This is a genomic window from Serratia sp. AKBS12 (assembly GCF_024793895.1).
In the GTDB taxonomy this organism is placed as follows: Bacteria; Pseudomonadota; Gammaproteobacteria; order Enterobacterales; family Enterobacteriaceae; genus Serratia_F.
Genome location: NZ_JANUSB010000015.1, coordinates 1,852,705 through 1,877,504 on the forward strand (window position 1 = coordinate 1,852,705; position 24,800 = coordinate 1,877,504).

At 55.8% G+C, this 24,800-nt stretch carries 26 protein-coding genes and 1 tRNA gene; 17 read left to right on the forward strand and 10 right to left on the reverse strand.

All coding sequences use genetic code 11. The annotated features are described in order from the left end of the window. Window positions 1-3: 3 nt before the first annotated feature. From gspL to NYE85_RS18615, 3 genes are read left to right on the forward strand one after another with little or no spacing between them, the layout of a single operon-like run. Window positions 4-1,176 carry a type II secretion system protein GspL gene (gspL, locus tag NYE85_RS18605; protein WP_259006179.1) on the forward strand — a complete coding sequence of 391 codons (1,173 nt, stop codon included), beginning with the start codon at window positions 4-6 and terminating at the stop codon, window positions 1,174-1,176. After that, window positions 1,173-1,652 (forward strand): type II secretion system protein M, encoded by a 480-nt coding sequence (locus tag NYE85_RS18610; protein WP_259006180.1) that lies wholly within the window; start codon window positions 1,173-1,175, stop codon window positions 1,650-1,652. The genes gspL and NYE85_RS18610 overlap by 4 nt, the downstream gene beginning before the upstream one ends. Window positions 1,653-1,692: 40 nt before the next feature. Next, a complete protein-coding gene (locus NYE85_RS18615) occupies window positions 1,693-2,466 on the forward strand; it encodes an A24 family peptidase (RefSeq protein ID WP_309600880.1) in 774 nt (257 codons plus the stop codon). A gap of 217 nt (window positions 2,467-2,683) precedes the next feature. Here NYE85_RS18615 and NYE85_RS18620 read toward each other — a convergent pair. Further along, window positions 2,684-2,771: transfer RNA gene (locus tag NYE85_RS18620), tRNA-Ser, on the reverse strand. A gap of 226 nt (window positions 2,772-2,997) precedes the next feature. On the opposite strand from NYE85_RS18620, the gene yccA reads away from it, so the two are divergent. Continuing rightward, window positions 2,998-3,654: an FtsH protease modulator YccA gene (yccA, locus tag NYE85_RS18625; RefSeq protein WP_004964637.1), complete on the forward strand. Its 657-nt coding sequence runs from the start codon at window positions 2,998-3,000 to the stop codon at window positions 3,652-3,654. A gap of 112 nt (window positions 3,655-3,766) precedes the next feature. After that, window positions 3,767-4,096: a sulfurtransferase TusE gene (gene tusE / locus NYE85_RS18630; protein ID WP_004964640.1), complete on the forward strand. Its 330-nt coding sequence runs from the start codon at window positions 3,767-3,769 to the stop codon at window positions 4,094-4,096. Window positions 4,097-4,100: 4 nt separating this feature from the next. Here tusE and yccX read toward each other — a convergent pair whose 3' ends face one another. Next, window positions 4,101-4,379 (reverse strand): acylphosphatase, encoded by a 279-nt coding sequence (gene yccX, locus NYE85_RS18635; protein ID WP_259006181.1) that lies wholly within the window; start codon window positions 4,377-4,379, stop codon window positions 4,101-4,103. A gap of 92 nt (window positions 4,380-4,471) precedes the next feature. On the opposite strand from yccX, the gene rlmI reads away from it, so the two are divergent. Then, window positions 4,472-5,662, forward strand: a complete 1,191-nt coding sequence (gene rlmI, locus NYE85_RS18640) for a 23S rRNA (cytosine(1962)-C(5))-methyltransferase RlmI (protein WP_259006182.1) — start codon at window positions 4,472-4,474, stop codon at window positions 5,660-5,662. A gap of 70 nt (window positions 5,663-5,732) precedes the next feature. After that, window positions 5,733-6,050, forward strand: coding sequence for a heat shock protein HspQ (hspQ, locus tag NYE85_RS18645; protein ID WP_039992239.1), 318 nt, complete (start codon window positions 5,733-5,735; stop codon window positions 6,048-6,050). 51 nt (window positions 6,051-6,101) lie between these two features. Here the strand turns inward: hspQ and NYE85_RS18650 are convergent, their stop codons facing one another. Beyond that, on the reverse strand, window positions 6,102-6,515 hold the full coding sequence (locus tag NYE85_RS18650) for a CoA-binding protein (protein ID WP_259006183.1): 414 nt from the start codon (window positions 6,513-6,515) through the stop codon (window positions 6,102-6,104). Between the two features lie 242 nt (window positions 6,516-6,757). Between NYE85_RS18650 and NYE85_RS18655 the strand changes: the two genes are divergently transcribed. Both NYE85_RS18655 and NYE85_RS18660 read left to right on the forward strand, forming a co-directional pair. Then, complete coding sequence (locus NYE85_RS18655) at window positions 6,758-7,423, forward strand: DUF2057 family protein (RefSeq protein WP_259006184.1); 666 nt, start codon at window positions 6,758-6,760, stop codon at window positions 7,421-7,423. 116 nt (window positions 7,424-7,539) lie between these two features. Further along, a complete protein-coding gene (locus NYE85_RS18660) occupies window positions 7,540-7,998 on the forward strand; it encodes a methylglyoxal synthase (RefSeq protein WP_259006185.1) in 459 nt (152 codons plus the stop codon). A 34-nt stretch (window positions 7,999-8,032) separates the two neighbouring features. Here NYE85_RS18660 and helD read toward each other — a convergent pair whose 3' ends face one another. Then, window positions 8,033-10,087: a DNA helicase IV gene (gene helD, locus NYE85_RS18665; RefSeq protein ID WP_259006186.1), complete on the reverse strand. Its 2,055-nt coding sequence runs from the start codon at window positions 10,085-10,087 to the stop codon at window positions 8,033-8,035. A 159-nt stretch (window positions 10,088-10,246) separates the two neighbouring features. Between helD and NYE85_RS18670 the strand changes: the two genes are divergently transcribed. After that, window positions 10,247-10,699 carry a YccF domain-containing protein gene (locus tag NYE85_RS18670; protein WP_259006187.1) on the forward strand — a complete coding sequence of 151 codons (453 nt, stop codon included), beginning with the start codon at window positions 10,247-10,249 and terminating at the stop codon, window positions 10,697-10,699. A gap of 25 nt (window positions 10,700-10,724) precedes the next feature. Then, window positions 10,725-12,860: a YccS family putative transporter gene (yccS, locus tag NYE85_RS18675; protein ID WP_259006188.1), complete on the forward strand. Its 2,136-nt coding sequence runs from the start codon at window positions 10,725-10,727 to the stop codon at window positions 12,858-12,860. A gap of 9 nt (window positions 12,861-12,869) precedes the next feature. Here yccS and NYE85_RS18680 read toward each other — a convergent pair whose 3' ends face one another. Next, entirely contained in the window at window positions 12,870-13,514 is a 645-nt protein-coding gene (locus NYE85_RS18680) for a TfoX/Sxy family DNA transformation protein (protein ID WP_259006189.1), read from the reverse strand. A gap of 231 nt (window positions 13,515-13,745) precedes the next feature. Here NYE85_RS18680 and sulA point away from each other — a divergent pair, with 231 nt between their 5' ends. Beyond that, a complete protein-coding gene (gene sulA / locus NYE85_RS18685; RefSeq protein ID WP_259006190.1) occupies window positions 13,746-14,252 on the forward strand; it encodes an SOS-induced cell division inhibitor SulA in 507 nt (168 codons plus the stop codon). A 360-nt stretch (window positions 14,253-14,612) separates the two neighbouring features. Further along, a complete protein-coding gene (gene ompA, locus NYE85_RS18690) occupies window positions 14,613-15,689 on the forward strand; it encodes a porin OmpA (protein ID WP_039992242.1) in 1,077 nt (358 codons plus the stop codon). Window positions 15,690-15,812: 123 nt separating this feature from the next. Here the strand turns inward: ompA and matP are convergent, their stop codons facing one another. After that, on the reverse strand, window positions 15,813-16,271 hold the full coding sequence (gene matP / locus NYE85_RS18695; protein WP_259006191.1) for a macrodomain Ter protein MatP: 459 nt from the start codon (window positions 16,269-16,271) through the stop codon (window positions 15,813-15,815). Between the two features lie 209 nt (window positions 16,272-16,480). Here matP and NYE85_RS18700 point away from each other — a divergent pair, with 209 nt between their 5' ends. From NYE85_RS18700 to fabF, 4 genes are all read left to right on the forward strand, one after another. Then, window positions 16,481-18,226, forward strand: coding sequence for a Lon protease family protein (locus NYE85_RS18700; protein ID WP_259006192.1), 1,746 nt, complete (start codon window positions 16,481-16,483; stop codon window positions 18,224-18,226). A 68-nt stretch (window positions 18,227-18,294) separates the two neighbouring features. After that, complete coding sequence (gene fabA, locus NYE85_RS18705) at window positions 18,295-18,813, forward strand: bifunctional 3-hydroxydecanoyl-ACP dehydratase/trans-2-decenoyl-ACP isomerase (protein WP_004964696.1); 519 nt, start codon at window positions 18,295-18,297, stop codon at window positions 18,811-18,813. A gap of 124 nt (window positions 18,814-18,937) precedes the next feature. Beyond that, window positions 18,938-19,465, forward strand: a complete 528-nt coding sequence (locus tag NYE85_RS18710) for a helix-turn-helix domain-containing protein (RefSeq protein ID WP_259006193.1) — start codon at window positions 18,938-18,940, stop codon at window positions 19,463-19,465. After that, window positions 19,462-20,733, forward strand: a complete 1,272-nt coding sequence (fabF, locus tag NYE85_RS18715) for a beta-ketoacyl-ACP synthase II (protein WP_259006194.1) — start codon at window positions 19,462-19,464, stop codon at window positions 20,731-20,733. Before NYE85_RS18710 ends, fabF begins: the two co-directional genes overlap by 4 nt. A gap of 68 nt (window positions 20,734-20,801) precedes the next feature. Here the strand turns inward: fabF and rmf are convergent, their stop codons facing one another. From rmf to pqiA, 4 genes are all read right to left on the reverse strand, one after another. Beyond that, on the reverse strand, window positions 20,802-20,969 hold the full coding sequence (gene rmf, locus NYE85_RS18720; RefSeq protein WP_004964703.1) for a ribosome modulation factor: 168 nt from the start codon (window positions 20,967-20,969) through the stop codon (window positions 20,802-20,804). Between the two features lie 319 nt (window positions 20,970-21,288). Next, entirely contained in the window at window positions 21,289-21,846 is a 558-nt protein-coding gene (pqiC, locus tag NYE85_RS18725) for a membrane integrity-associated transporter subunit PqiC (RefSeq protein ID WP_259006195.1), read from the reverse strand. Beyond that, window positions 21,843-23,489, reverse strand: coding sequence for an intermembrane transport protein PqiB (pqiB, locus tag NYE85_RS18730; protein WP_259006196.1), 1,647 nt, complete (start codon window positions 23,487-23,489; stop codon window positions 21,843-21,845). The genes pqiC and pqiB overlap by 4 nt, the downstream gene beginning before the upstream one ends. Continuing rightward, window positions 23,476-24,768: a membrane integrity-associated transporter subunit PqiA gene (pqiA, locus tag NYE85_RS18735; protein ID WP_259006197.1), complete on the reverse strand. Its 1,293-nt coding sequence runs from the start codon at window positions 24,766-24,768 to the stop codon at window positions 23,476-23,478. The genes pqiB and pqiA overlap by 14 nt, the downstream gene beginning before the upstream one ends. Window positions 24,769-24,800 lie beyond the last annotated feature (32 nt).

Sequence of the window (24,800 nt, forward strand, 5' to 3'; positions counted from 1 at the left end):
GCGATGAGAAAACCAACACCGCCCGATGAGCTTTTTATTCATCTTCATGACCGTCCGGGCCAGTCGGTAGCCTGGTATTATCGTCCGGCGTCGGCCCCCGCAGAAGAAGGGACGCTGGCAGATGAAAACCAGCTGGCAATATTGCAGCCGCGGGCCCTAGGCAGCCGCGTTACCGTGCTGCTCGGCGCCCGCGCCTTTTTGTTTCACCGCGCGACCTTTGGCAAAAAAGTGCGCCCTGGCCATCACGCCGCCCTGGCCTGGCAACTGGAAACCATCACCCCCGGAGACGTGACGCAATTGCACCTGACCGTCCTGGATCAGCGGGGGCAGGACGTGTGGTTGGCGGCCGTCGATAAAGCCCAGTTGCAACGCTGGGTCGACTGGCTGAGCGACGCCGGTATCACCGCCGGGCAAGCACTACCGGACGTTCTGGCATTGCCCGACGCGTCGCAACGCTGGCAGGCACTACGGCTGCAACGCCAGTGGCTGGTTCGCCAGTCTCGTTATGCCGGTTTTAACGCCGTGGATGAAGAGGAGCTGGCGTTGATTTTCAGCCGTTTTGACCCCGACCCCGCGCCGCTTAGCCACTCTCCGCCGCCTGGCTGCTTCAGCCAGTGGCCTACCGTAGCGTCTGACAGCGCCATGCCGCTACTGGCTGCCGGCGCCAGGCAAACCCAGGTCAATGTGCTTCAGCACTTGGCAGGCAGCAAACGCGCCGCCAGCCGGCGATGGCGTCATCTGCTGCCCGTTCTCGGCGGGCTGTACCTGGCTACGTTTGCCCTGCCCCCGTTAATCAGCGGTTACCGCATCGGCCAACAGGCAGACCGGTTACAGACGCAGACGCTGGCTCGCTACTGGCAGTATTTCCCACAACAGCGTGGAAACGCCCCCTCGGCCCAACGACTGGCTGAACAAAAAGCCAAACTGTTGCAACAACTGCCGCGTGACGGCCTGCTGACATTGCTCAACGATTTGCGGCCTTTTCTTGATGGGCTGGGGGACGAGCGCCCGCAGCGGCTTCACTGGCAGGACAATCGGCTGGAGCTGGTCTTCGCGACCCCGCCGGACACGTTAAAAGCGCGCCAGTCGGCCATTCCCCCCGCGTTGGAATTACATTGGCTCGGCGACGGCGAAAATCAGACCCGTTTACAGATCACGCGCAGGGACGCCTTATGAATAAACTTATCGTTTTCTGGCGCCAGCGCCCGGTACGCGAGCGCTGGCTGGCGGCTTTTGCCACCGTGCTGACGCTGGCACAGTTGGTGAACGGGCTGGTTTTGTCGCCGCTGAAAGCCTACCCGCAGCACCAGAGCGCCCGGCTGAGCGAAATGCAGCGCTACCGCGCCACGCTGGACCATCACCTGCCCATGCTGTTGCAACTTAAACGACAACTGCCGGCACAGCGGCAGGCCCCGGTTAGCGATGTGCTGGCCGAGGTTGCCGCCGCTCATCACCTGACCCTCAGTCAGACGGCCGAGAATGGAGGGCTGACTCTGGCGCCGTTCAGCATTCGTTTCTCCCAGTTGATGGTATTGCTGCAACAGCTTGAACAACAGGCCGCCATCCAGGTGCTGCAAATACAGATAACCCGGCAGTCCGCTACCGACGATCGGGTTCTCGTCAGCCGGATGGTATTAAGTCGCCATGATTAACATAAACACCATGAGTCAATTAAATACTTCCGCTGTGGCGATGCCTTTCAGCGGGTGGCTGCTGATAGCCCTGCTGGGATTGTCCGTTGGCAGCTTTTTAAACGTGGTTATCTGGCGTCTGCCACTGATGCTGATGGCCCCTTGCAAAGGGTTCAACCTGTGTCTGCCCGCCTCACGGTGTCGGCATTGCGAGCGCCCTCTACGCCTGTGGGATAACCTCCCGCTACTTGGCTGGATATGGCTGCGTGGCCGTTGCCGCCACTGCCGCCAGGCGATTTCCCGCCGCTATCCGCTGGTGGAGCTATTCACCGCGCTGACCACGTTATGGCTGGCCTGGCACTATCCGCCGGGGATCACATTGCTGGCGCTTTGGCTGTTTAGCTGGACGTTAATCGCCCTGTCTTTTATTGATTACGATCATCAACTGTTGCCGGATAACCTGACACAGCCGTTGTTATGGGGCGGATTACTGTTCCATCTGCTGCAATCCCCTCTCGCCCCAGGCGATGCCATAGCCGGCGCCATGGTGGGTTATCTGTTTTTCTGGAGTCTGTACTGGTTAAGCCGTTGGCTGTTAAAGCGCGAAGCGCTGGGTTACGGCGATGCCAAACTGCTGGCGGCGCTGGGCGCCTGGGGGGGCTGGACGATACTGCCGGAGCTGCTGCTGTATGCCTCGGGCGCGGGTATTGCCGTCACGCTGGCGGCTCGTTGCTGCTACGGCCGCCCGCTCGACAGACCGCTGCCCTTTGGGCCGTTTTTGGCACTGGCAGGTTGGTTTTGCGTTGTCGGTATCATTGACACCCTTCCGCCCTGAAGGATGGAAACAGCCGGTGGGCAGGCTATCGCAATACAAGGCCGGTTCAGACTGCACTGAGGATTTAACCAACGTTGCCGAGGTCGTTCGGCGAAAGAAAAATGGGCGCAACAGGGCCTGGCTTCACCGATTTTTAGGGTGATGCGGCGCTCTGGATGACAATGGGATATTGACGTTGGTACTGGTACATCCTGATAAATCACGATGTAAGAGAAGATGGCGGAGGAGCAGAGATTCGAACTCTGGAACGGTTTCCCGTCGACGGTTTTCAAGACCGTTGCCTTCAGCCACTCGGCCACCCCTCCGCAATGAGCCGCACTATAAACACAGTGGATCCGCTTGTAAAGCCCGCCACGACGCGATCGCGCGAAAAACCGGCACGCGGCGGCCGAGCGTTGAATAAAGCAGCAATTCGCGCACTGTTGCAGCAATGATAACTGACAGTAAAGATTGGTAAACAAACTTTAATCAAACGCTTGCGCTGCCTATCATCGTGATTAATTTTGTGATGACCTGATAAGAGAGATCATTATGGACCGCATTGTCGTCTCATCCTCGCGCGATTCGTTGCTCAGCACGCATAAAGTGTTGCGTAATACCTATTTTCTGCTGTCGCTGACGCTCGGCTTCTCCGCCTTGACTGCCACCGCCAGCACCATGCTGGGCCTGCCGGCTCCGGGTCTGCTGTTGATGCTGGTCGGCTTCTATGGCCTGATGTTTCTGACCCACAAGCTGGCCAACAGCCCGGCGGGCATCCTGGCGGCGTTTGCGTTGACCGGTTTTATGGGTTATACCCTGGGGCCGATTCTTAGCTCGTTTCTCAATGCTGGCGCCGGTGACCTGATCATGCTGGCGTTGGGCGGTACTGCTCTGGTGTTCTTCTGCTGTTCTGCCTATGTGCTGACCACGCGTAAGGACATGTCGTTCCTGTCAGGCATGATGATGGCGGGCTTTGTGGTTCTGCTGGTCGCGGTAATCGCCAACCTGTTCCTGCAAATCCCGGCCCTGCACCTGGCGATCAGCGCGCTGTTTATCCTGTTCTCAGCCGGCGCCATTCTGTGGGAAACCAGCAACATCATTCATGGCGGCGAAACCAACTACATTCGCGCAACGGTTGGCCTGTACGTTTCGCTGTACAATATGTTCATCAGCCTGTTGAGCATTCTGGGCTTTGCCCGCAGTAACTGATAATCGCAGCTAGTCACGACCTCCAGCCCCGCTTATGCGGGGCTTTGTTTTTGATGGCGACAAAAATTTGCTAAACTGCGCGGCGTGATGAATTACCGATTATCGAGGCTGTATGTTGGAGTTTGAAGGTCAGGTTATCGACACTGACGCGCAAGGATACTTGAAGAACAGTGACGACTGGCATGAAAGCCTGGCGCCCCTGTTGGCCGCACAGGAAGAGATTGTTCTGACCGACGCCCACTGGGAAGTGGTGCGTTTTGTGCGCGCCTTTTATCAGGAATTTAATACCTCGCCGGCTATTCGTATGCTGGTCAAGGCCATGGCGCAAAAGTACGGCGAAGAAAAAGGCAATAGCCGCTATTTATACCGACTGTTTCCCAAGGGACCAGCCAAGCAGGCCACCAAAATTGCCGGTCTGCCAAAGCCGGTGAAATGCATCTAAACACTCAATAGCGGATGCCAAACCCGCCAAAATCTTCAACGCCTCGAGGCTCGACCAGGACGCGCTCAACGCGCGCGCTACCAGGGCCTCCGGCTTTCAACCAGTCCACCAGCGCGTCGATCTGTTGCTGCTGACCGCAGGCCAGCACTTCCACGCTACCGTCATCCAGATTGCGCGCATAGCCGGTCAGCCCCAATGCATTGGCCTTGCGCTGTGTGTTATAGCGGAAGCCTACGCCCTGCACTACGCCATAGACATACGCCGCGATACAAATCTGTGTCATAATTAGCTCCTTATTGCATTCGTTATGGCATTTTCCGCACCCTGCGCAGAGAGTGTCGCTTTTCCTATTTAGCTGGCAGCATACTTAATATTATGACCGTACGCTTATATCTCGCCAAAGGACGTGAAAAGTCCTTGCTTCGTCGCCACCCCTGGGTTTTCTCTGGTGCTGTTCAACGCATTGAAGGCAAACCGCTTTCTGGCGAAACCATCGACATTCACGACTGCCAGGGCAAATGGCTGGCGCGCGGTGCCTATTCTCCAGAATCACAGATCCGCGCGCGCGTATGGAGTTTCCAGCAGGATGAAGACATCAATATCGCCTTCTTTGTTCGCCGCTTGCAACAGGCACAGCGCTGGCGCGACTGGATCGCCAAACGCGATGGATTGGATGGCTATCGCCTGATCGCCGGTGAGTCAGACGGCATGCCGGGCATTACCATCGACCGTTTCCAGAACTTTTTGGTATTGCAATTGCTGTCGGCCGGTGCGGAATACCAACGTGCGGCGCTGATTTCTGCGCTGCAACAGTGTTATCCGCAATGCGCCATTTACGATCGCTCGGATGTGGCGGTGCGTAAAAAAGAGGGCCTGCCGCTGGCACAGGGACCAGTTCTGGGCGATATGCCGCCGGCTTTGCTGCCGATCCGCGAACATGGTATGCAGTTATTGGTAGATATCCAGCACGGTCACAAAACCGGCTTTTACCTTGACCAGCGCGACAGCCGCCTGGCCGCGCGCAACTTTGCCGCCGGCCGCCGCGTACTCAACTGCTTCTCCTACACCGGTGCTTTTGCAGTAGCCGCATTGATGGGCGGTTGCGAGCAGGTGATCAGTGTAGATACCTCACAGGCAGCGCTGGATATTGCCAAGCAGAACGTTGAGCTGAACAAGCTCGACATCAGCAAAGCCGAATTCGTCCGCGATGACGTATTCCAGCTATTGCGCAACTACCGTGCGCAAGGCGAAAAATTCGACCTGATCGTGATGGATCCACCGAAGTTCGTCGAAAACAAAAACCAGCTGGCCAGCGCCTGCCGTGGCTATAAAGACATCAATATGTTGGCACTGCAGCTGTTGAACCCTGGCGGCATCTTGCTGAGTTTCTCGTGCTCGGGGCTGATGCCTACCGATTTGTTCCAGAAAATCCTGGCCGATGCCGCTGTCGACGCCGGTTGTGATGTACAATTTATAGAGCAGTACCGGCAGGCTGCCGATCATCCGGTCATTGCCACCTACCCCGAGGGGCTGTATCTGAAAGGGTTTGCATGCCGGGTGATGTAACTTGAAATACGTAGTTTTGCCCTCATATCTAGATAATATTGGGCAAAACACGGTTTCTCAGGAGGTCATCATGATTGCCAGCAAATTCGGTATCGGACAACAGGTTCGACATAAGCTGCTGGGGTATTTGGGCGTTGTTATCGATATCGACCCTGAATATTCTTTGGAACAACCTAAAGCCGACGAGATAGCAGCAAACGACGAGCTGCGCTTCGCCCCGTGGTATCACGTGGTGATGGAGGACGAAGAAGGACAACCGGTTCACACGTATCTGGCGGAAGCACAGCTGGCAGGTGAAGAGCAGGACGCTCATCCTGAACAACCTTCGTTGGACGAGTTGGCGGAATCCATTCGCCATCAGCTTCAGGCTCCTCGCCTGCGCAATTGACAGTAAACCTGAGAAACGGCATCAGGGCCTGGCATCACGCCAGGCCCTGTTTTATTTTTCCAGCCCCAGGCGTGGAATATCAATTTTCGGGCAACGATCCATCACCACCTGCAACCCGGCCTCGTTCGCCAAGTCTGCCGCCTGCTGATTAATCACGCCAATTTGCAGCCAGAGCGCTTTAGCGCCGATGGCAATGGCTTCCTGTGCAACGCCGTAAGCCGCCTCGGCATTGCGGAACACGTCAACCATATCGATAGCGTGCGGAATCTCCGCCAGGCTGGCGTACACCGGCTGCCCCAGCAGGGTTTGTCCCGCCAATTTTGGGCTGACCGGCGTAACCTGATACCCCTGCGACAGTAAATAGGCCATTACGCCGTAGCTTGGCCGCGACGTCTTGTCGCTGGCGCCCACCAGCGCGATGGTTTTTACCTGCTGTAATAGCGCTGCTATTTCACGGTCTTGCATAATCCCCTCCTGTTAGCCGCCATAAAATACCCTACGTTAAGTGTAACCGAACAGCCAAAACGCGCGTTAATGCAACGTGTCTGCGTTATCGTGGTCTGAACACCTATCGGCGCCACCGCCAGTCATAGCGAAAGCGGCAAACAGATGTCTAAATGTAAATGCAGCCGCCGAATGGAAAAACTTTGACACACTGTGCCAGCTCCTCAACAATATTAGCTATGACTGATTATAAGGAGATAACAATGAAATTTGGTCTGATGGTTACGGGGCTACTCAGCGCCTGCCTGAGCCTGCCCGCCGTAGCTACGACCCTGAAACTTTCTCCGGATATCGATCTGCTGGTTGTTGACGGCAAAAAAATGACCGGCTCGCTACTGAAGGGCGCAGACAGCCTCGAACTGGACGGCGGGCAGCATCAATTGCTGTTCCAGGTTACCAGACTGCTGGCCGATGGTTCGCATCCCCAGGCGCTCTACACCTCCCCTCCCTTGATTGTGGCGTTCAGTACGCAAAACGTCAGCGCGGTTGAATTTCAATTGCCACGCATCGACAACCAGCGTGACGGGCAGCGCTTCGAGAAACTGCATAACTACCAGGTAGTCGACAATAACGGCACCCCCTTGGTGATAAAAAAGGATGTGTTGCGCCCCGACGAACGGATCACCGAGGAACGTCTGGAAAAGACCGTGGCTGATTACAACGCGCAACGTCGTCCCGCATCGGTGCCGGCTTTTGTCCATTTGCACACCAGTAAACAGTCGCTATCCTCCGCCAAAAGCGTGCCGCAGCAACTCGCCCCGCTTAAAGAAACGGACGTTTCGGAGCGCATGCTGCACTACTGGTTCCAACAGGCCGACAGCGAAACTCAGCGGCGCTTTTTACTGTGGGCCAAGCAACACGCAAACTGAGCTGCCGACGTGACCAGCGTGGCGGTTTTACCGCTAATTTATTGATAAACGCTAGGCAGTGAAAAACAGTTTCAGTAATCTGTTACGCATCTTCTGCGTAGATCAAGGATCTCAACATGGAAATGACCACCCGCACCATCGCGAAACGTAAGCACATCGCCCTGGTTGCACACGATCACTGTAAACAGGCGTTGCTGCAATGGGTAGAAACCCATAAAACGCTATTGGCGCAACATCAGCTGTATGCGACCGGCACTACCGGCAATCTTATCCAGCGCGCCAGCGGCATTGCAGTACAAAGCATGATGAGCGGACCTATGGGCGGCGATCAGCAGGTTGGTGCCATGATCGCCGAAGGCAAGATAGACTTGATGATTTTCTTCTGGGACCCGCTCAACGCGGTACCGCACGACCCGGACGTCAAGGCATTGCTGCGTCTGGCGACGGTATGGAATATCCCGGTGGCCACCAACCGTTCTACCGCCGATTTCCTGATCGGTTCTGCGCTGTTTGACAGCGAAGTGGAGATAGCCATTCCCGATTACCAGCGTTACCTGCAAGATCGCCTCAACTAAGCCAGACGGCCTGATTGGTTATCAGGCCCCGGTTCTAGGGTTTCTTTTGTATCGGCACGCCAAGATCGTGCAGCTGCTCGACAAACACCGACGGGCGCTCACGATCCTGCAATAGCCAAACCTGGTGCTTCGCCCGGGTCAATGCGACATACAGCAGCCGTCGCTCTTCGGCATCGGGAAAATCTTCCGGCTGTGGCAACAGTACATCTTCCAGAATCGATTCACGCGCCAGCGCCGGGAAGCCGTCGTGTCCCTGATGCAGGCCGACAATAATCACATATTCAGCCTGCTGCCCCTTGCTGGCATGTATGGTCATAAATTCCAGGTTGAGCTTCGGCCAGCGGGTAGCCGCTTTTTGCAATGCCTCCGGCTGCAAATGGTGGTAACGCGCCAACAGCAGAATACGCTCATCCGGTTTGGCATAACCGCTGAGCTTGTCCAACAGCGCCTCAATCTGCTCCTGCGGCAGGATCGCCACCGATTTTTTATTGCCTTTGCTCAGGCTGTTCAGCGGTTTCTTCAACTGATGCGGGTTCTGCTGCACAAAGCGGTTGGCAATCTCGCCGATGCGTTCATTAAAGCGGTAAGTAGTGTCCAGCGCACATTGCGCACCTTCGCCAAAGTTGTCGGCAAAGGCGGTGGTCAGCGCCATTTCAGCGCCGCTAAACCGATATATTGCCTGCCAGTCATCACCCACCGCAAACAGACAGGTCTGTTTATTCTGTTTACGCAATGCGGCCAACAGCTGCGCGCGCTGCGGCGAGATATCCTGAAACTCATCCACCAGAATATGTTTCCATGGGCTGACAAAGCGCCCCTTGGCCAAAATATTCACCGCCTGGTGAATCAGCCCGGAGAAGTCCACCGCGCCCTCATCCTTCAGCGCACCTTTCCAGGCTTTCAACAGTGGGGCCATCAGGCGAATGCGTTTGGCAAACAGATCGCGCACTTCCTCATTGGCCTGTTCAATCATTTCCGCCTGGCTGCCTCCGTGCATGCGCATCAGACCCAGCCAGCGTTCAAGCCGACCGGCCAGCCGCTCCGCCAGCCGCTTGTCCTGCCAAAAATCGCCGTCCGGCACGTCCCATGCCAACTCGTCGATCAGCCATTGTCGCCAGCCTTTGGCCTGCGCTTTTTTCTCGCCACATTGCTGCTGCCAGGTTTTTACCAACAGTTCTCGCCGCGCCTTGCTGTCGGTTTCGAGTTTGCTGATCGCCGGAGCCTTGCGGCTGCCCTGCTGAATGATGTGCAGCGCCAGCGCATGAAACGTCTTCGCCTGAATATCGCTGCTGCCCAGCCGCTCGCTGATACGCTGATTCATTTCTTCTGCCGCCTGCCGGCCAAACGCCAGTAACAGGATCTGCCCGGGCTCCGCCTCCTGACGCCGCAACAACCAACCGGCGCGGGCCACCAGCACCGAGGTTTTGCCGCTGCCGGCGCCGGCTAACACCAGCACCGCATCTTCACCGTTGACCACCGCCCGGCTCTGCGATGCATTCAGCGGCGAGGTTTCCACCGTCTGGAAGAAATCCGCGTGCTGTTCCAGCATGCGCTCGGTCCAGTTATGGTTGCGTTCGGCAACGCTTCGCGCGCCCTGTTGCAGCCATTGCAGGCACAAATGGTAGTCGGCACGGCAGTTATCAAAGGCCTCCAGCCGGGTCACCGGCATTGGCAATGCCTCAAACGCCTGGCGGATCTGCTGTTGCAGCTTGCCCAATTGCGACCGTTTGAACCAATTATCCTGCTGTTCGATACGGTGAATACTCTGCACCTGCTGCTGCAAAACACCGGCGCTGACGTCGCTCATCTCAACGCTCCAGCTTTGCCAGGCCTGCTGCAGATAGTGGTAGAAACGCTGCGTTTCCTGCCATTCGGTGCCGTGCAAACGCACCACTTTTTCGTCCGGCAGTTCGAACTCCAGTTCGCCCCAGACGATGCCGCGCTTGCATCTGACTTCGATCAGCTGATTGAAAGGGATCAAGTATTGGTGTTTTTCACCGCTCACCTCAACCCCGGCATGCAACAACCGCACACGGTTGTAAGGATGCTGAGCCAGGTGTTTCCCCAGCGATGTCGCTTTAAGTTCCATATTGGCGCGCCATGACTATGTTGAGATTGGATGTTTGCCAGTTTACCTGCGATAAGCAGTGGCACTCTAGCGCTAAAAAAAGGGTAGAATAGATTTTGCGTTTTGATAGCAAACGCAGCCGCTTAGCGGTTTGGCCATTATTAGAGCAGACTGACGACTATGCGTACTGTACTGAATATTCTTAATTTTGTGTTAGGGGGCTTTTTTACCACCCTCGCCTGGCTGTTCGCCACCCTGGTCAGCATCGTGCTGATTTTCACCCTGCCGCTCACCCGTTCCTGCTGGGAAATCACCAAGCTGTCGTTTCTGCCCTATGGCAATGAAGCCATCCACGTGAACGAGCTGTACCCGGAGAAAAGCAACGCGCTGATTTCCGCCGGCGGTTCACTGCTGAATATCGTTTGGCTGATCCTGTTCGGCTGGTGGCTGTGCCTGTCGCACATCGCCGCAGGCATCGCGCAGTGTATTTCCATTATCGGTATTCCGGTTGGCATCGCCAACTTTAAAATCGCCGCCATCGCCCTGTGGCCGGTCGGGCGCCGCGTCGTGTCTGTTGAAATGGCGCAGCAGGCGCGCAGCGAAAACGCGCGTCGCAACTACCAGCAACGCTAATTGTTTTAACGCCCGAGGATTTTTTGTGCGCGCTTTTGCACCGGCCATACGTCGCTATGCCTATAACGGTAATCTGCTTTATAACCTGCGCATATTGATTGCGCTAACCGGCACGGCGGCCGTACCGTGGTGGCTGGGCATGGAGAAACTCACCATCCCACTGACGCTTGGCGTGGTCGCCGCCGCCTTGACCGACCTGGACGATCGGCTGGCCGGCCGGCTGCGCAACCTGCTGATCACCCTGGTGTGTTTTTTTGTCGCCTCGGCATCAATTGAACTGTTGTTTCCCCACCCCTGGCTGTTCGCCATTGGGCTGACCAGCTCAACCTGCGCGTTCATTCTGCTGGGCGCCCTGGGGCAACGCTACGCCACCATCGCCTTTGGCGCATTGCTGATTGCGGTATATACCATGCTCGGCGCCTCGATGTATGAAGCCTGGTATCAGCAACCCATGCTGTTGATTTTCGGTGCCGTATGGTACAACCTGCTGACGCTGATCGGTCATCTGCTGTTCCCGATCCGCCCGTTACAGGAAAATCTGGCGCGTTGCTATCAACAATTGGCGAACTATCTCGATGCCAAGGCCAATCTGTTTGACCCCGACGCCGAACGGGACGCCGATCTGCCGTGGATGGATGTGGCGATGGCCAACAGCGCACTGGTCAGCACCTTGAATCAAACCAAGGTTTCTCTGCTTACCCGTCTGAAAGGCGACCGCGGCCAGCGCGGTACCCGCCGTACCCTGCATTATTACTTCGTCGCGCAAGATATTCACGAGCGCGCCAGCTCATCCCATGTGCAATACCAGGCGCTGAGCAAGCAGTTTCGCCATAGCGACATTCTGTTTCGCTTCCAGCGTTTGCTCAGCATGCAGGCGCGTGCCTGTCAGCAACTGGCGCAATCAATCCTGCTACGGCAGAAATATCAGCATAATAACCGCTTCGAACCGGCGTTCCAGCGCATTGAAGAGGCATTGTCGCACCTGACGTTTGTCACGGAGAACCGCGAACTGACCAAGGCGCTGTCGCACCTGTTGACCAATTTACGTGCCATCGATGCCCAATTGGCCAATATCGAATCGGAACAGGCACTCGCCAATGGCCAGGCGGAAGAAAACAGCCTGTCTGACGATCGCCTCACCGGTTGGAGTGACATCCGCCTGCGCATCAGCCGCCATTTGACCCCGCAGTCAGCGCTGTTCCGCCATGCAATTCGCATGTCGTTGGTGCTGTGCGTCGGTTATGCGTTTATCCAGTTTACCGGCATGCAGCACGGCTACTGGATCCTGCTCACCAGCCTGTTTGTCTGCCAGCCCAACTATAATGCTACCCGCCGCAGGCTGGCATTGCGCATCGTCGGTACGCTGGCCGGGATTTTGGTCGGCCTGCCGATTCTGTATTTTGTGCCTTCGATTGAAGGACAATTGATACTGATCGTGATCAGTGGCGTGCTGTTTTTTGCCTTCCGTACCGTGCAATACGCCCACGCAACGATGTTTATCACCCTGCTGGTATTGCTGTGCTTTAATCTGCTCGGCGAGGGGTTTGAAGTAGCGGCACCACGCGTCTACGACACGCTGCTGGGCTGTGCCATTGCCTGGGCGGCGGTAACGTTTATTTGGCCCGACTGGCAGTTCCGCCAACTGCCTGCCATCGTCAGCAAAACGCTGAATGCCGATTGCCGTTATCTGGACGCGATTATGGTGCAATACCACCAGGGTAAAGACAATGGCCTGCAGTACCGGATCGCTCGGCGAGATGCCCATAACAGCGATGCAGAGCTGGCATCGGTGATCTCCAATATGTCGGCCGATGCCAAAGCAGATAAACCCCCCCAGGAAGCCGCCTTCCGGCTGTTGTGCCTCAATCATACCTTGTTAAGCTATATTTCCGCGCTGGGCGCTCACCGGGAACGGCTCGCCAGTACCGAGGTACTGGAACTGCTTAATGATGCGGTGTGTTATGTCGACGGTGCGCTGCATCAGGAAGCGCAGGACGGTAAACGCATCACGCAGGCGCTTGAATCGCTGTCCGCCCGTATCAACCAGCTAACGCCCGAACCGGAAAGCAAGGAACAGCTGGTATTGCAGCAGATAGGATTGGTGCTTGCCCTGCTGCCGGAACTGACCGCGCTCAATGCACAGATCGGCGGCAGCCACTGATGGGTTATGTTACGCGTAGCGGTGCGGGCAAAGACTGTTTTGCGTCGGTGGCATGATGACAGCGTTGAACCATGCCAGCAGCTCAGCGCGCAGTTCTGTCGGCAAGGCGGCATGATGATAACCGGCCAACGCGCCGGCCAGTGACAACAGCACCTTCTGGCCCAGGCGGTGCTGTTCTTGCTGCAATCTCAGGAACGTCTCTTTCGGCCCTTGCAGACGCAGATCGTAAACACCACAGATCCCCGTACGCCAGAGCAGACGCTCCAACGCGGCGTCGATATTCGGCAAATCCTTCAACCGTTCATGGCTCTGGTTTTTTACCTCGACTTCTCTGCGTGCCTCACGCATCGCCTCCCAGGCCAGGGCAAACAGTTCTTGCCGCTGCTGCCATAACGCCTCGTCGACATAGTAGTAACGCATCACGATTGGCGCACCGCGCTTCGAATACACCATATTTGCCATGCCGCGCGCGCGGAACACGCTCTCGAGGCTGCGGGTGGCGCGTAGATACATTTCGCCTTCGGCGACCACGGCAAACATGATGCCGTCGGCCAGCAATCCATAGCCGCCAAACTGTGAGCGGGTGGTAATTCGGCCCAAGGCGGAAAAACAGGCTTTAGCCTGGGTTACTCTGGCGATCGTTCTTCCTTGCATTAGGTTCTCCCTCGGTCATTTGCGGCAAGCCATTGCCTGTATCAATAGAATAAAAGTAACGGGAACAAGTAATTAGAAAAAATACGCATTAAGCCCGACGGTGCCAACGAGAAAAGCTGCCAGCTCAAAAAATGATCGCAAATCTGCGAGGCGTTACGAAAAATTGGGTTGATCTTCTGACCGACCGCATGTACTGTATATGCATACAGTAACACTACGGCGGGATACTTTATGCGTACTCAATCACTCTACCAAACCCATTTCAGCCATAGCGCGCGTGCAATGAATCCTTCGGCCCCGGTTTCCGGCACGAACAACGAAAATGGTCTTATCAGTGAACTTGTTTACAACGAGCATCAACCCGCAGTAGCACAACTGTTACTGCCGCTATTACAGCAACTTGGCATGCAATCGCGCTGGCTATTGTGGCTGACTCCACAGCAGAAACTGAGCAAACGCTGGCTGCAGCAGTCTGGCTTGCCGATCGATAAAGTGGTGCAACTGAGCCAAATCAGCCCGCTAAATACGGTAGAAGCCATGGAAAAAGCGTTGTTGACGGGAAATTACAGCGTGGTTTTAGGTTGGTTGCCTGACCTGACGGATGAAGATAGGCTAAAATTACGTCGTGCTGCCGAGTTGGGAAATGCCTACGGCTTTATCATGCGTCCTCAACCCGTCACAAACTCGAACCAAGGACAGTGTTCGACCTTAAAAATTCACTCTTCTTTGTATCATTGAGTGAATTTAGGACTTTTCTCATTATTTTTCTTCCTCAGTAGCGGAACCTTCTAGAGATCAGTCACAAAACGAGAGTGGCTGCGGTTCCGCACCGCGTTTCGCCACACGACAAGGTGAAAAAATAAGCAGAAAATGTTAGCAAATATGTACAATTCTGCGTTTTTTTTTAGAGCTTTATCACATCACACTTGTAACTTTCGCGCCACGTTGTAGACTTTACATCGCCAAGGTTGCTCTATAACGCCAGAAAAACTGGCAGAGTAACAAACGAGGGCATAAACCTTGGCGAAGGAATTTAACCAAGGGCTTAAAAATTAGCTTTAAAGCTCATTGCCTATTTGGATGATAACGAGGCGCAAAATGAAAAAGACAGCTATCGCATTAGCAGTGGCACTGGCTGGTTTCGCTACCGTAGCGCAAGCCGCCCCAAAAGATAACACCTGGTACACCGGTGCCAAACTGGGCTGGTCCCAGTATCACGACGTAGGTTTCTACGGCAACGGTTATGAGAAAGGCATCGGTAACGGTCCTACTCATGAAAGCCAACTGGGTGCTGGTGCGTTCTTGGGTTACCAAGCGAACCAATACCTGGGCTTCGAGCTGGGCTATGACTGGCTTGGCCGTATGCCTTACAAAGGCAGCGTGAACAACGGTGCTTTCAAAGCGCAGGGCGTTCAATTGGCAGCTAAACTGAGCTACCCAATTGCTGACGACCTGGACATCTACACCCGTCTGGGTGGCATGATCTGGCGTGCAGACTCTAAAGCTAACTACGGCCGTACTGGCGAGCGTCTGAGCAACCACGACACCGGCGTTTCTCCGCTGGCTGCCGTTGGTGTTGAATACGCACTGACCAAAAACTGGGCTACTCGCCTGGATTACCAGTTCGTTAGCAACATCGGCGACGCAGGTACCGTTGGCGCGCGTCCAGACAACACCATGCTGAGCCTGGGCGTTTCTTACCGCTTTGGCCAGGACGATGTTGTTGCTCCGGCACCAGCACCAGCTCCGGCTCCAGTTGTTGAAACCAAGCGTTTCACTCTGAAGTCTGACGTTCTGTTCAACTTCGGTAAATCCTCTCTGAAACCAGAAGGCCAGCAGGCTCTGGATCAGCTGTACACCCAACTGAGCTCCATGGATCCTAAAGACGGTTCCGTAGTTGTTCTGGGCTACACTGACCCAGTTGGTAAAGATGCAGCGAACCAGAAACTGTCTGAAGCTCGTGCTCGCAGCGTAGTAGATTACCTGGTATCTAAAGGTATCCCTGCTGACAAGATCTCTGCACGTGGCATGGGCGAAGCTGACCAGGTTACCGACAGCTGTGGCTACAAAAACGGTCGTGCTACCAAAGCACAGATCGAATGCCTGGCGCCTAACCGTCGCGTAGAAATCGAAGTTAAAGGTATCAAAGACGTTGTAACTCAGCCACAGGCTTAAGTTACCGCTTCTTAATAAAAAACCCCGCTCTGCGGGGTTTTTTTTCGCTTTGACATCCGTCGGCACACAATAAAAAACCCGGCTAATCACTTACCGGGCCGATTTATCAAACTGAACGCGTCGCTATTCCTCGTCTTTACCCAGGATTGCTTTCAAATCCTGTTTCAACAATGACATTTGACTGGCGTATTTTTCTTTGCGTTCAGCATCTTCAATCAGCTGCACCACGGTTTCGGACAGCGTTACGCCACGCCTACGGGCCAGTGCCGCCAACCGTTGCCAAACTAAAAATTCCAAATCGATGGATTTTTTACGCGTATGCTGATGTTCTGCGTTAAAATGACGTTTACGTCGGGCGCGGATGGTTTGCTTCATCCGATTGTCCAGCGCCGGATTCATATGAGCATTGATCCAGGCCAGCACCTTGACCGGTTCATTTTCCAGCTTCAGCAGCTCGTCAACGGCTTCCTGCGCAGCGCTGTTTTCAATGTAGCGGGTAATTGCTTCCCCTTCCCGGTGCTTTTTCACCAGGTACTTCCATTTCCAGCCGCTCTCTAGATTTTCCAGTTGCTGATATTTCATCGTGAGCTCTTCAGTGACCGCGTAACGTTAATAAGCATAACAGCTTTGCGCCAAATTTCCCCGCCAATTACGTTTCCATTTAGTCTGTTTTTTGCACAGTCGTCGCGTGATGTCAAACTCCCTGACCGCAACTGACACTCTGCTTGTATCAAGCTGGCGTTATTCTTGTATAATCGCCCTTTCCCTTTTTGACGATTGCATCTAACACTTTGACCAATAACCGACTTGAATGGCAATCTTTGTTGCCTGCCGTTACGCCTTATCAGGCGATATTCGATTCCGCCGCTCAGTTGGCACCTGTCGCCTTTGCCGCTATTCAACCCCGGTTGGAAAACGCGCTGACGGTATTTTGCCACCCGCGTTCTCAACCGCGTTTCATGCTATTGAAGGCCCAGGAAACACGCGAATATCTGGCGTTGATTGCCGACGCGGTAAAACAGCTGCAGCCACAATCTAGCAGCCCTGGTAGCAACTATATCGTACAAAACGGCCAGGTTCGCGTGGAACCGGCGACCAGCGGCGATGAACCCTTTGCCGCCACCGGCGCCTGCCAGTTTGCCGAATGGGTGGAACCGGAGCAGCTGTTCGGTTGCGTACGCCTTTATCAGAACGATGTCTCTCTCGAACCGGGCCTGGTGCACCAGGCTAACGGCGGTGTGCTGGTCCTGTCTGCGCGGACATTACTGGCACAACCGCTGCTGTGGTTGCGCTTAAAGCAGATGATCACCCAGCGTCAATTCCATTGGTTTTCCCCGGACGAAACGCGACCGTTGCCGGTAAGCATCCCGCCGATGCCGCTGGATTTGCGACTGATTGTCGTCGGCGATCGCCACGGACTGGCGGATTTCCATGATATGGAGCCGGAAGTCTGCGAACAGGCGGTGTATGGCGAATACGAAGACGACCTGCAACTGACCGATACCGATGACGTGGCGCAATGGTGTGGCTACGTCAATACGCTGGTTAGCGAGCAGCAATTGCCACCGCTGGCCGTTGACGCCTGGCAACCATTGATGATGCAGGCAGTGCGTTACAGCGGCGATCAGGGCAGTTTACCGCTATCGCCTACCTGGCTGAGCCAGCAACTCTCGGAAGCATCACTGTATGCCGAACAGGGCCAGATCACCGCCAAAGCGCTGGAAGCCGCGTTGACCGCCCGTGAATGGCGCGAAAGCTATCTGGCAGAGCGCATGCAGGACGAAATCGAACTTGGCCAGATCCTGATTCAAACCGAAGGGGAAGTCATTGGTCAGATTAATGGATTATCAGTTTTAGATTATCCAGGCCACCCACGCGGTTTCGGTGAACCGTCGCGTATCAGCTGTGTCGTCCACCTTGGCGATGGCGAATTTACTGACGTTGAACGAAAAGCTGAACTTGGCGGCAATCTGCATGCCAAAGGCATGATGATTATGCAGGCGTTTCTGATTTCCGAATTGGAACTGGATCAGCAACTGCCCTTCTCCGCCTCGATTGTGTTTGAACAATCCTATGGCGAAGTCGATGGTGACAGCGCCTCGTTGGCCGAACTGTGTGCCTTGATCAGCGCACTGTCGATGCAGCCGATTACCCAGCAGATTGCCGTTACCGGCTCTGTCGACCAATTCGGCAACGTACAGCCCATTGGCGGGGTCAACGAAAAAATCGAAGGTTTCTTTGAGGTCTGTCTGCGCCGCGGCCTGACAGGCAAGCAGGGCGTGATTCTACCGTCTACCAACGTGCGGCACCTGTGTCTGCGCCAGGATGTGGTGGATGCGGTTCGCGACGGGCAGTTCCATCTGTGGGCGGTGGACAACGCGGCGGAAGCCCTGCCATTATTGACAGGTTACCCCTACTCCGATGAACAGCAGCCGAACCTGCTGGCTGCAATTCAGGAGCGGATTGCTCAGGTGAGCGCACCTGAACGCCGTCGCCCGTGGCTTTTCCGCTGGCTCAACTGGTTCAACCAGGGCTGATCGGACTTGTTCAGCGTACACGTGTTAGCTAATCTGCGTCCTTCATTAAAATAAGGCTTACTGAGAACATGGTAGATAAACGCGACTCCTATACGAAAGAAGACCTCGAAGCATCCGGCCGTGGCGAGCTGTTTGGCGCCGGTGGCCCGCCGTTGCCGGCAGGTAACATGTTGATGATGGACCGCGTGGTCAAAATGTCAGAAGACGGTGGTACCCACGGCAAAGGCTACGTAGAAGCAGAACTGGATATCAATCCCGACCTGTGGTTCTTCGCCTGTCATTTCATCGGCGATCCGGTGATGCCTGGCTGTCTGGGCCTGGATGCCATGTGGCAGCTGGTTGGGTTCTACCTGGGCTGGCTGGGCGGCGAAGGCAAAGGCCGTGCGCTGGGCGTGGGTGAAGTCAAATTCACCGGGCAGGTGCTGCCAACCGCCAAAAAAGTCACCTATCGTATTAACTTCAAGCGCGTTATCACCCGTAAACTGATTATGGGTGTGGCCGACGGTGAAGTGCTGGTCGATGGCGAAGTGATTTACACCGCCAGCGATCTGAAAGTGGGCCTGTTCAAGGACACTACTGCCTTCTAACGGCAGTCACGACGGTCGGTGACGGCCGTCGTGAGTTTCCCCCCTGATTACCGTTACCAGCGTGCCGCATGCGCTGACGTTTGCAACCTAGTGACTACAATTATTGTAGTAATTGAGGATGATGATGAAAAAGACGCGTTTCGATAGTCAACAGTGCCCGATCGCCCGCTCGCTGGATCGCATTGGCGAATGGTGGAGCATGTTAATCATTCGCGATGCCTTCCATGGACTGTCGAAATTTGACGAATTCCAGCAAAGCCTCGGATTGTCGCCAACCATCCTCACCCGCCGACTCAAATTTCTGGTTGAGAGCGGCATTTTTTGCAAGCAGGCTTATCAGCAACGGCCGTTACGCTATCAGTACCTGCTGACCGAACGCGGCGCTGAGCTGTTCCCGGTGCTGGCAACGCTGCTGCAATGGGGTAACACCCATCTGGCGCCGGAAGGCATCGCCGCCCAGTTGGTCGATCGGCGCAGCGGTTTGCCTATCACCCCGCGGTTAATCGACAGCGTTAGCCAACAACCGATAACCCATCAAAATATCACGCTGGCTGCGGGTCCCGCTGCCGGTGCCGCCATGCGCCAGCGCGCCACGCGAATGCAGCAATCATCATCAGCTACACTTATTGAATCACCCCAGGAGAATGTATGAACAGTCGTCGTATCGTTATTACCGGTATGGGTGCAGTATCCCCTCTGGGCAGTGGCGTCGAAGCCATATGGCAACGTTTGCTGGCCGGGCAGAGCGGTATCCGCCCCCTGCCCGAAGATATTGTAGCCGATCTGCCGGTCAAGGTCGGCGGTCAGGTGCCAACCTTGCAACAGGATAGCGAGGCCGGGTTTGATGCCGATGCCTCGGTCGCCCCCAAGGATCAAAAGAAAATGGACCGCTTTATCCTGTTTGCCATGGCGGCAGCCGACGAAGCCATCCGCCAGGCCGGTTGGGTCGCCGACACTGATGAAAAACAGGAGCGCACCGCCACCGTCGTGGCCTCCGGCATCGGTGGCTTCCCGGCCATCGCCAATGCGGTGCGCACCACCGACAGCCGCGGCGCAAAACGGCTGTCGCCGTTCACCATTCCGTCGTTCCTGGTGAATCTGGCCGCTGGCCATATCTCGATCAAGCACCACTTCAAAGGGCCTATCGGTGCCCCGGTCACCGCCTGCGCCGCCGGGGTACAGGCCATTGGCGATGCGGTACGCATGATTCGCAACGACGAGGCCGACATCGCACTATGTGGAGGCACCGAAGCTGCTATCGATACCGTCAGCCTGGGGGGATTTGCCGCAGCACGTGCCATGTCCAGCGCACCAGCCGAAGACGCAGCCATCGCTTCTCGCCCATTCGACAGCGCGCGTAGCGGTTTCGTTATGGGTGAAGGCGCGGGCATGCTGGTAATTGAAACGCTGGAACACGCACTGGCGCGCGGTGCCACGCCGCTGGCCGAGATCGTCGGTTATGGCACCAGCGCAGACGCCTATCATATGACCTCCGGCGCGGAAGACGGCGATGGCGCCTACCGCGCGATGAAAATAGCTCTCCGCCAGGCCGGCGTGAAACCGGAACAAATTCAGCATCTCAATGCGCATGCCACTTCTACGCCGGTCGGCGACCTGGGTGAAATCAACGCCATTCGTCACCTGTTTGGCGATCACCCTGTGGCGGTAACCTCGACCAAATCAGCCACCGGCCACCTGCTGGGGGCCGCAGGCGGTCTGGAAACCATCTTTACCGCGCTGGCGTTACGCGATCAGGTAGCGCCGGCCACGCTGAACCTGGATCGGCCGGATCCGGCTGCGGCAGGCTTGCATCTGGTGGCCAAACGGGCAGAGCCAATGGCGATAACCTATGCATTGTCTAATGGTTTTGGCTTTGGCGGGGTAAATGCCAGCATTCTGCTCAAGCGCTGGCAAGCGTAAACGGTGGGATAAAAACGAAAACCTCCGCGCATTGGCGGAGGTCATTCCTCTTGATGACAGAGAGCCGCTTAAGCGGTCACAGCCCTGTCTTCCATGGCTTGTCGCCAACCTCCCAGCCAATTGGCCCGGGCATCCAATGATTGATAGGGACAAAGTTCCCTGGAACGCCCTGAAAGACCTGCTTGATAACCACGGGATTGTGCCCGTTCCAGACGATCTCGCTTCTGTCTCTTCATGCCTCGTTTCCCTCATTTCTTGGTCTGCTGGAAAGAAAACAATGGCCACTTTTTGCGCAGCCACGCATAAGCAATAGCGCTAATCGCAGGGAAGATCAATACGCAAAATTCACGCCAATGTCATATTTGTGAGCTACGCACGCAGAAAATGCTAAGTGGCTGATAACGCGAGGAACAGGTTAATTATCTGAAAAATAGTGATAAAAAAGCCGGTGAGACGACGTCAATCTTTCTCACCGGCATGCCGTTAGACCGTTTTAGAACAGGTTATACGCTCCGTAGGGCACCTGGCGAGGATGCCCGGCCCGGGGAATAACCACTACAGGCGTCCGGCCTGAACGGCTATCTGCTGCGCCTCTTGCTGCCAGCCGGTAGCCAAAGCGCGTACCAGTGCATCGTAGCCGTCTTCCTGCTGCGCCAACTCCAGATTGAACGGCCGCTTGATCACTCGATCCTGATGTTTCAGCACCCATTCGCCGCGAATAATGGCTTTGCCGTCATAACGCCCGTGGAAACCGGTGATGGTGACGTTCAGCACATCCTGATCGCTGTTCATCGGTTGTGATGACACCAGCCAACCCGGTAATGCGTTGCTGAGATTGGTGACCAGCGATTGCTGCAATTGCTGATCCAGCGGGCTGGCCCACAGATTGTTCTGGCCAATGACGTACTGCACGTCATTGGTCTGATACACCACGCCATTCTGCGCCAGATAATCCGCCACGCTGACGTGCTCCAGCCACAGCTGGCGCGATGCGGTGGTCGCGCTGACCTGCGCCGGCGCCGCCAGCGCCGGCAGCTGATAGTAGGTTTTCTGTGGCGTACTGCTACAGGCGCCGAGTAACAGCGCCAGGGCTACGGGAATCCATTTCATCATTTTTTGGCCTTCTTCGGCTGAGGATCGTCGCTCGTCGCGGCTTCAAATACCAACGCGTTGCTCTTTTCATTCAAGGTGCGCAGCACCGGCTGCAGTTCACGCAATACCTGATCCAGACGCTGCATATCGCCAACCATCTTATTGTAGGCAGGAGAGCCAGGCTGGAAACCTTTCATGCTGCGATTCAGTTCCTGCAATGTTTTTTGCATATCCTGCGGCAGATCTTTCATCGCCTTACTGGCAATGATGTCATTGAGCGACTTCATGGTCTGCTGCGTCTCACGCATGGTGCGTTGGCTTTCCGACAGCGTTTTGGTCGCTTCATTGATCATTGGGTTCAGCGGCATCGCATTGATCTTGTCCAGCGTCTGCATCAGTTTCTGCTGTATCTGCGCCAGCCCACCGCTGGTAGTTGGCAACAGCGGATAACCGAACAATTCACGCGGCCCTTTCCAGGCGCTTTGCTGTGGATAGAAATCCAGATCGATATACAGCGAGCCGGTCAGCAGGTTGGCAGACTTCAACGCAGCGCGCATACCACGCGCTTCGGCGTCTTTCAGGTGCTTTTCCATGTCGAAGTTTTCGCCGAGCTGCTTCTGGAAGCGATCCGGTTCAATGCGGATCAGCACCGGAATGCGGTAATCGCTGTCCAGACGCTGCTCCATCCCCGGTTTATAGAACGGTACCTGCGCCACGGTGCCCAGACGGATGCCGCGGAATTCAACTGGTGCCCCCGGTTGCAGGCCACGAACCGAATCAGAGAAGAACAACAGGTAATCTTTATGCACGGTGTACAGCGAATCCTGAATGCTGCGCTGGCTGTCGTACAGCTGATATTCTGCCTTTTCCTGCGCCTTGACGCCACGTTCCCAGCCGTCCGGTACGTCAAAGCTGACGCCACCGCTGAACAGCGTCGCCAACGAGCCCATTTCAACCCGCATGCCCTGCGCCGACATGTCGAATGCCACGCCGCTGTCCTTCCAGAAGCGCACGTTGCTGGTCACCAGTTGATCGTAAGGCGCGGTGATAAACAGCTGATAACGCATCGCGCGCAGTTTGGGATCGAAATAGCTGGTTTCTACCGAGCCGACGCGATAGCCGCGGAACAGTACCGGATCGCCGGCATTCAACTGACCGGACTTGTCACTGTCCAGTACGATGCGCAGCCCTTTGGCATCAGGCGACGCCAACGGCGGTGCATCCAGCAGTTGGTATTCCTCTTTACCCTCTTTGCCTTTGCTGCCCGGTTGCAACTCGATATAGGCGCCGGACAACAAAGTGCCAAGGCCGGAAACCCCTTCCCGGCCTATTTGCGGCTTCACCACCCAGAAGGCGGAATCCTGCCGCAGCAGTTTTTCCATGCCGGAGTTCAAGCGAGCCTGAATCAGCACCTTGCTCAAATCCTCGCTCAGCGTCACGCTTTCTACCGTACCGACGTCGACGCTGCGGCTTTTGATTCGGGTTTTACCGGCTTCCAGCCCTTCTGCGGTGGTGGTGTACAACGTCACCACCGGCCCCTGGTGGCTAAAGTGATAAAACAGGATCCATGCGCCAATCAGCGCCGTGACGATGGGAATAATCCACACCGGCGACCAGCGTTTGATCTTTTCAATATCCGCGACGCTATGATTATTTTCCGTCACCTTGCGGCTCCTTCTTTATTGTTTCATTTACGCGATCCCAGGTCAGCCGGGGATCAAACGTCATGGCAGCAAACATAGTGAGGATCACCACCATGGCGAACAGCAACGCGCCAGTAGCAGGATAAATACTCATCAATTGTCCCATACGTACCAATGCCGACAACACGGCAATCACAAACACGTCGATCATTGACCAGCGGCCAACGAACTCAACAACTTCATAAATCAGATGCATCCGTTCGCTGTCAGCCCGCGGTTTGCCCTGGCGATTGGCGTCCCAGCACAGCCAGCCGATAGCAACCATTTTCAGCGTCGGTACCATGATACTGGCGATGAAGATCACCATCGCCACCGGGTAGGAACCTTCGCCCCACAGCAGGATCACCCCAGCCATCACCGTCGACGGCATTTTGTTGCCCAGCGCCTCGGTCACCATGATCGGCAACAGCATCGCCGGCACGTAGAGAATCAGCGAGGTAAACAACAGCGCCAGCGTCCATTGCAGACTGTGCTGCCGACGGACATGGCCATTGGTATGGCAGCGTGGGCATTGCAACTGTTCAGCCGGCAAAATCGCGGTGCAGCAGGAACAGGAGCGTAGCCCCTGGCCAATGCCTGCCTGGCCGACGGACACCGACCGCGTTATCTGCGGCGCCGGCTCGATATCCTGCCACAGCCAGCGGCGATCGACGCACTGGAAGGCGCGCACCTGCAACAGACAGAACAGGCAATAGGGTATAAAACTGCTGCCAACGCCGATATCGCCATACGCCATCAGTTTGACGAAACTCACCAGCACGCCGGCGAGGAAAATTTCCACCATGCACCAGGTTTTGAACTGGAACAGCACCTTGGCCATCCAGATTTTCAGGCGCACCGGCATCCGCACCCTGGCGCACAGCAAGATAATCGCCAACATGCAAAACGCCGGGATCAGTTGGACAAACACCATAAACAACGTGGCCATGCTGGCGTAATCTTCGGCCACCATCACCTGCGGGATCTGGATCAGTTTGATTTCGTTGCCGATGCCGGCAACGCGCATATTCACGAAGGGAAATATATTGGCTAACAGCAGCATAAACAGGGCGCTGAGGGCGTAGCCGATAGGACGTTTGCGCGGCTCTTCCCAACGGGCGCTGAGCGTCGTTTTGCAACGCGGACACACCGCCTTGCTGCCATAGGTCAACGGCGGCAAGGCCACCAGCATGTCGCACTGCGGGCATAACATCAGGCCCTCCTGCGGCTGCTCGCCGTTGCTCGCATGACTATGCTGCATATGATTTTGCTGGGAACACACCCTATTCCTCC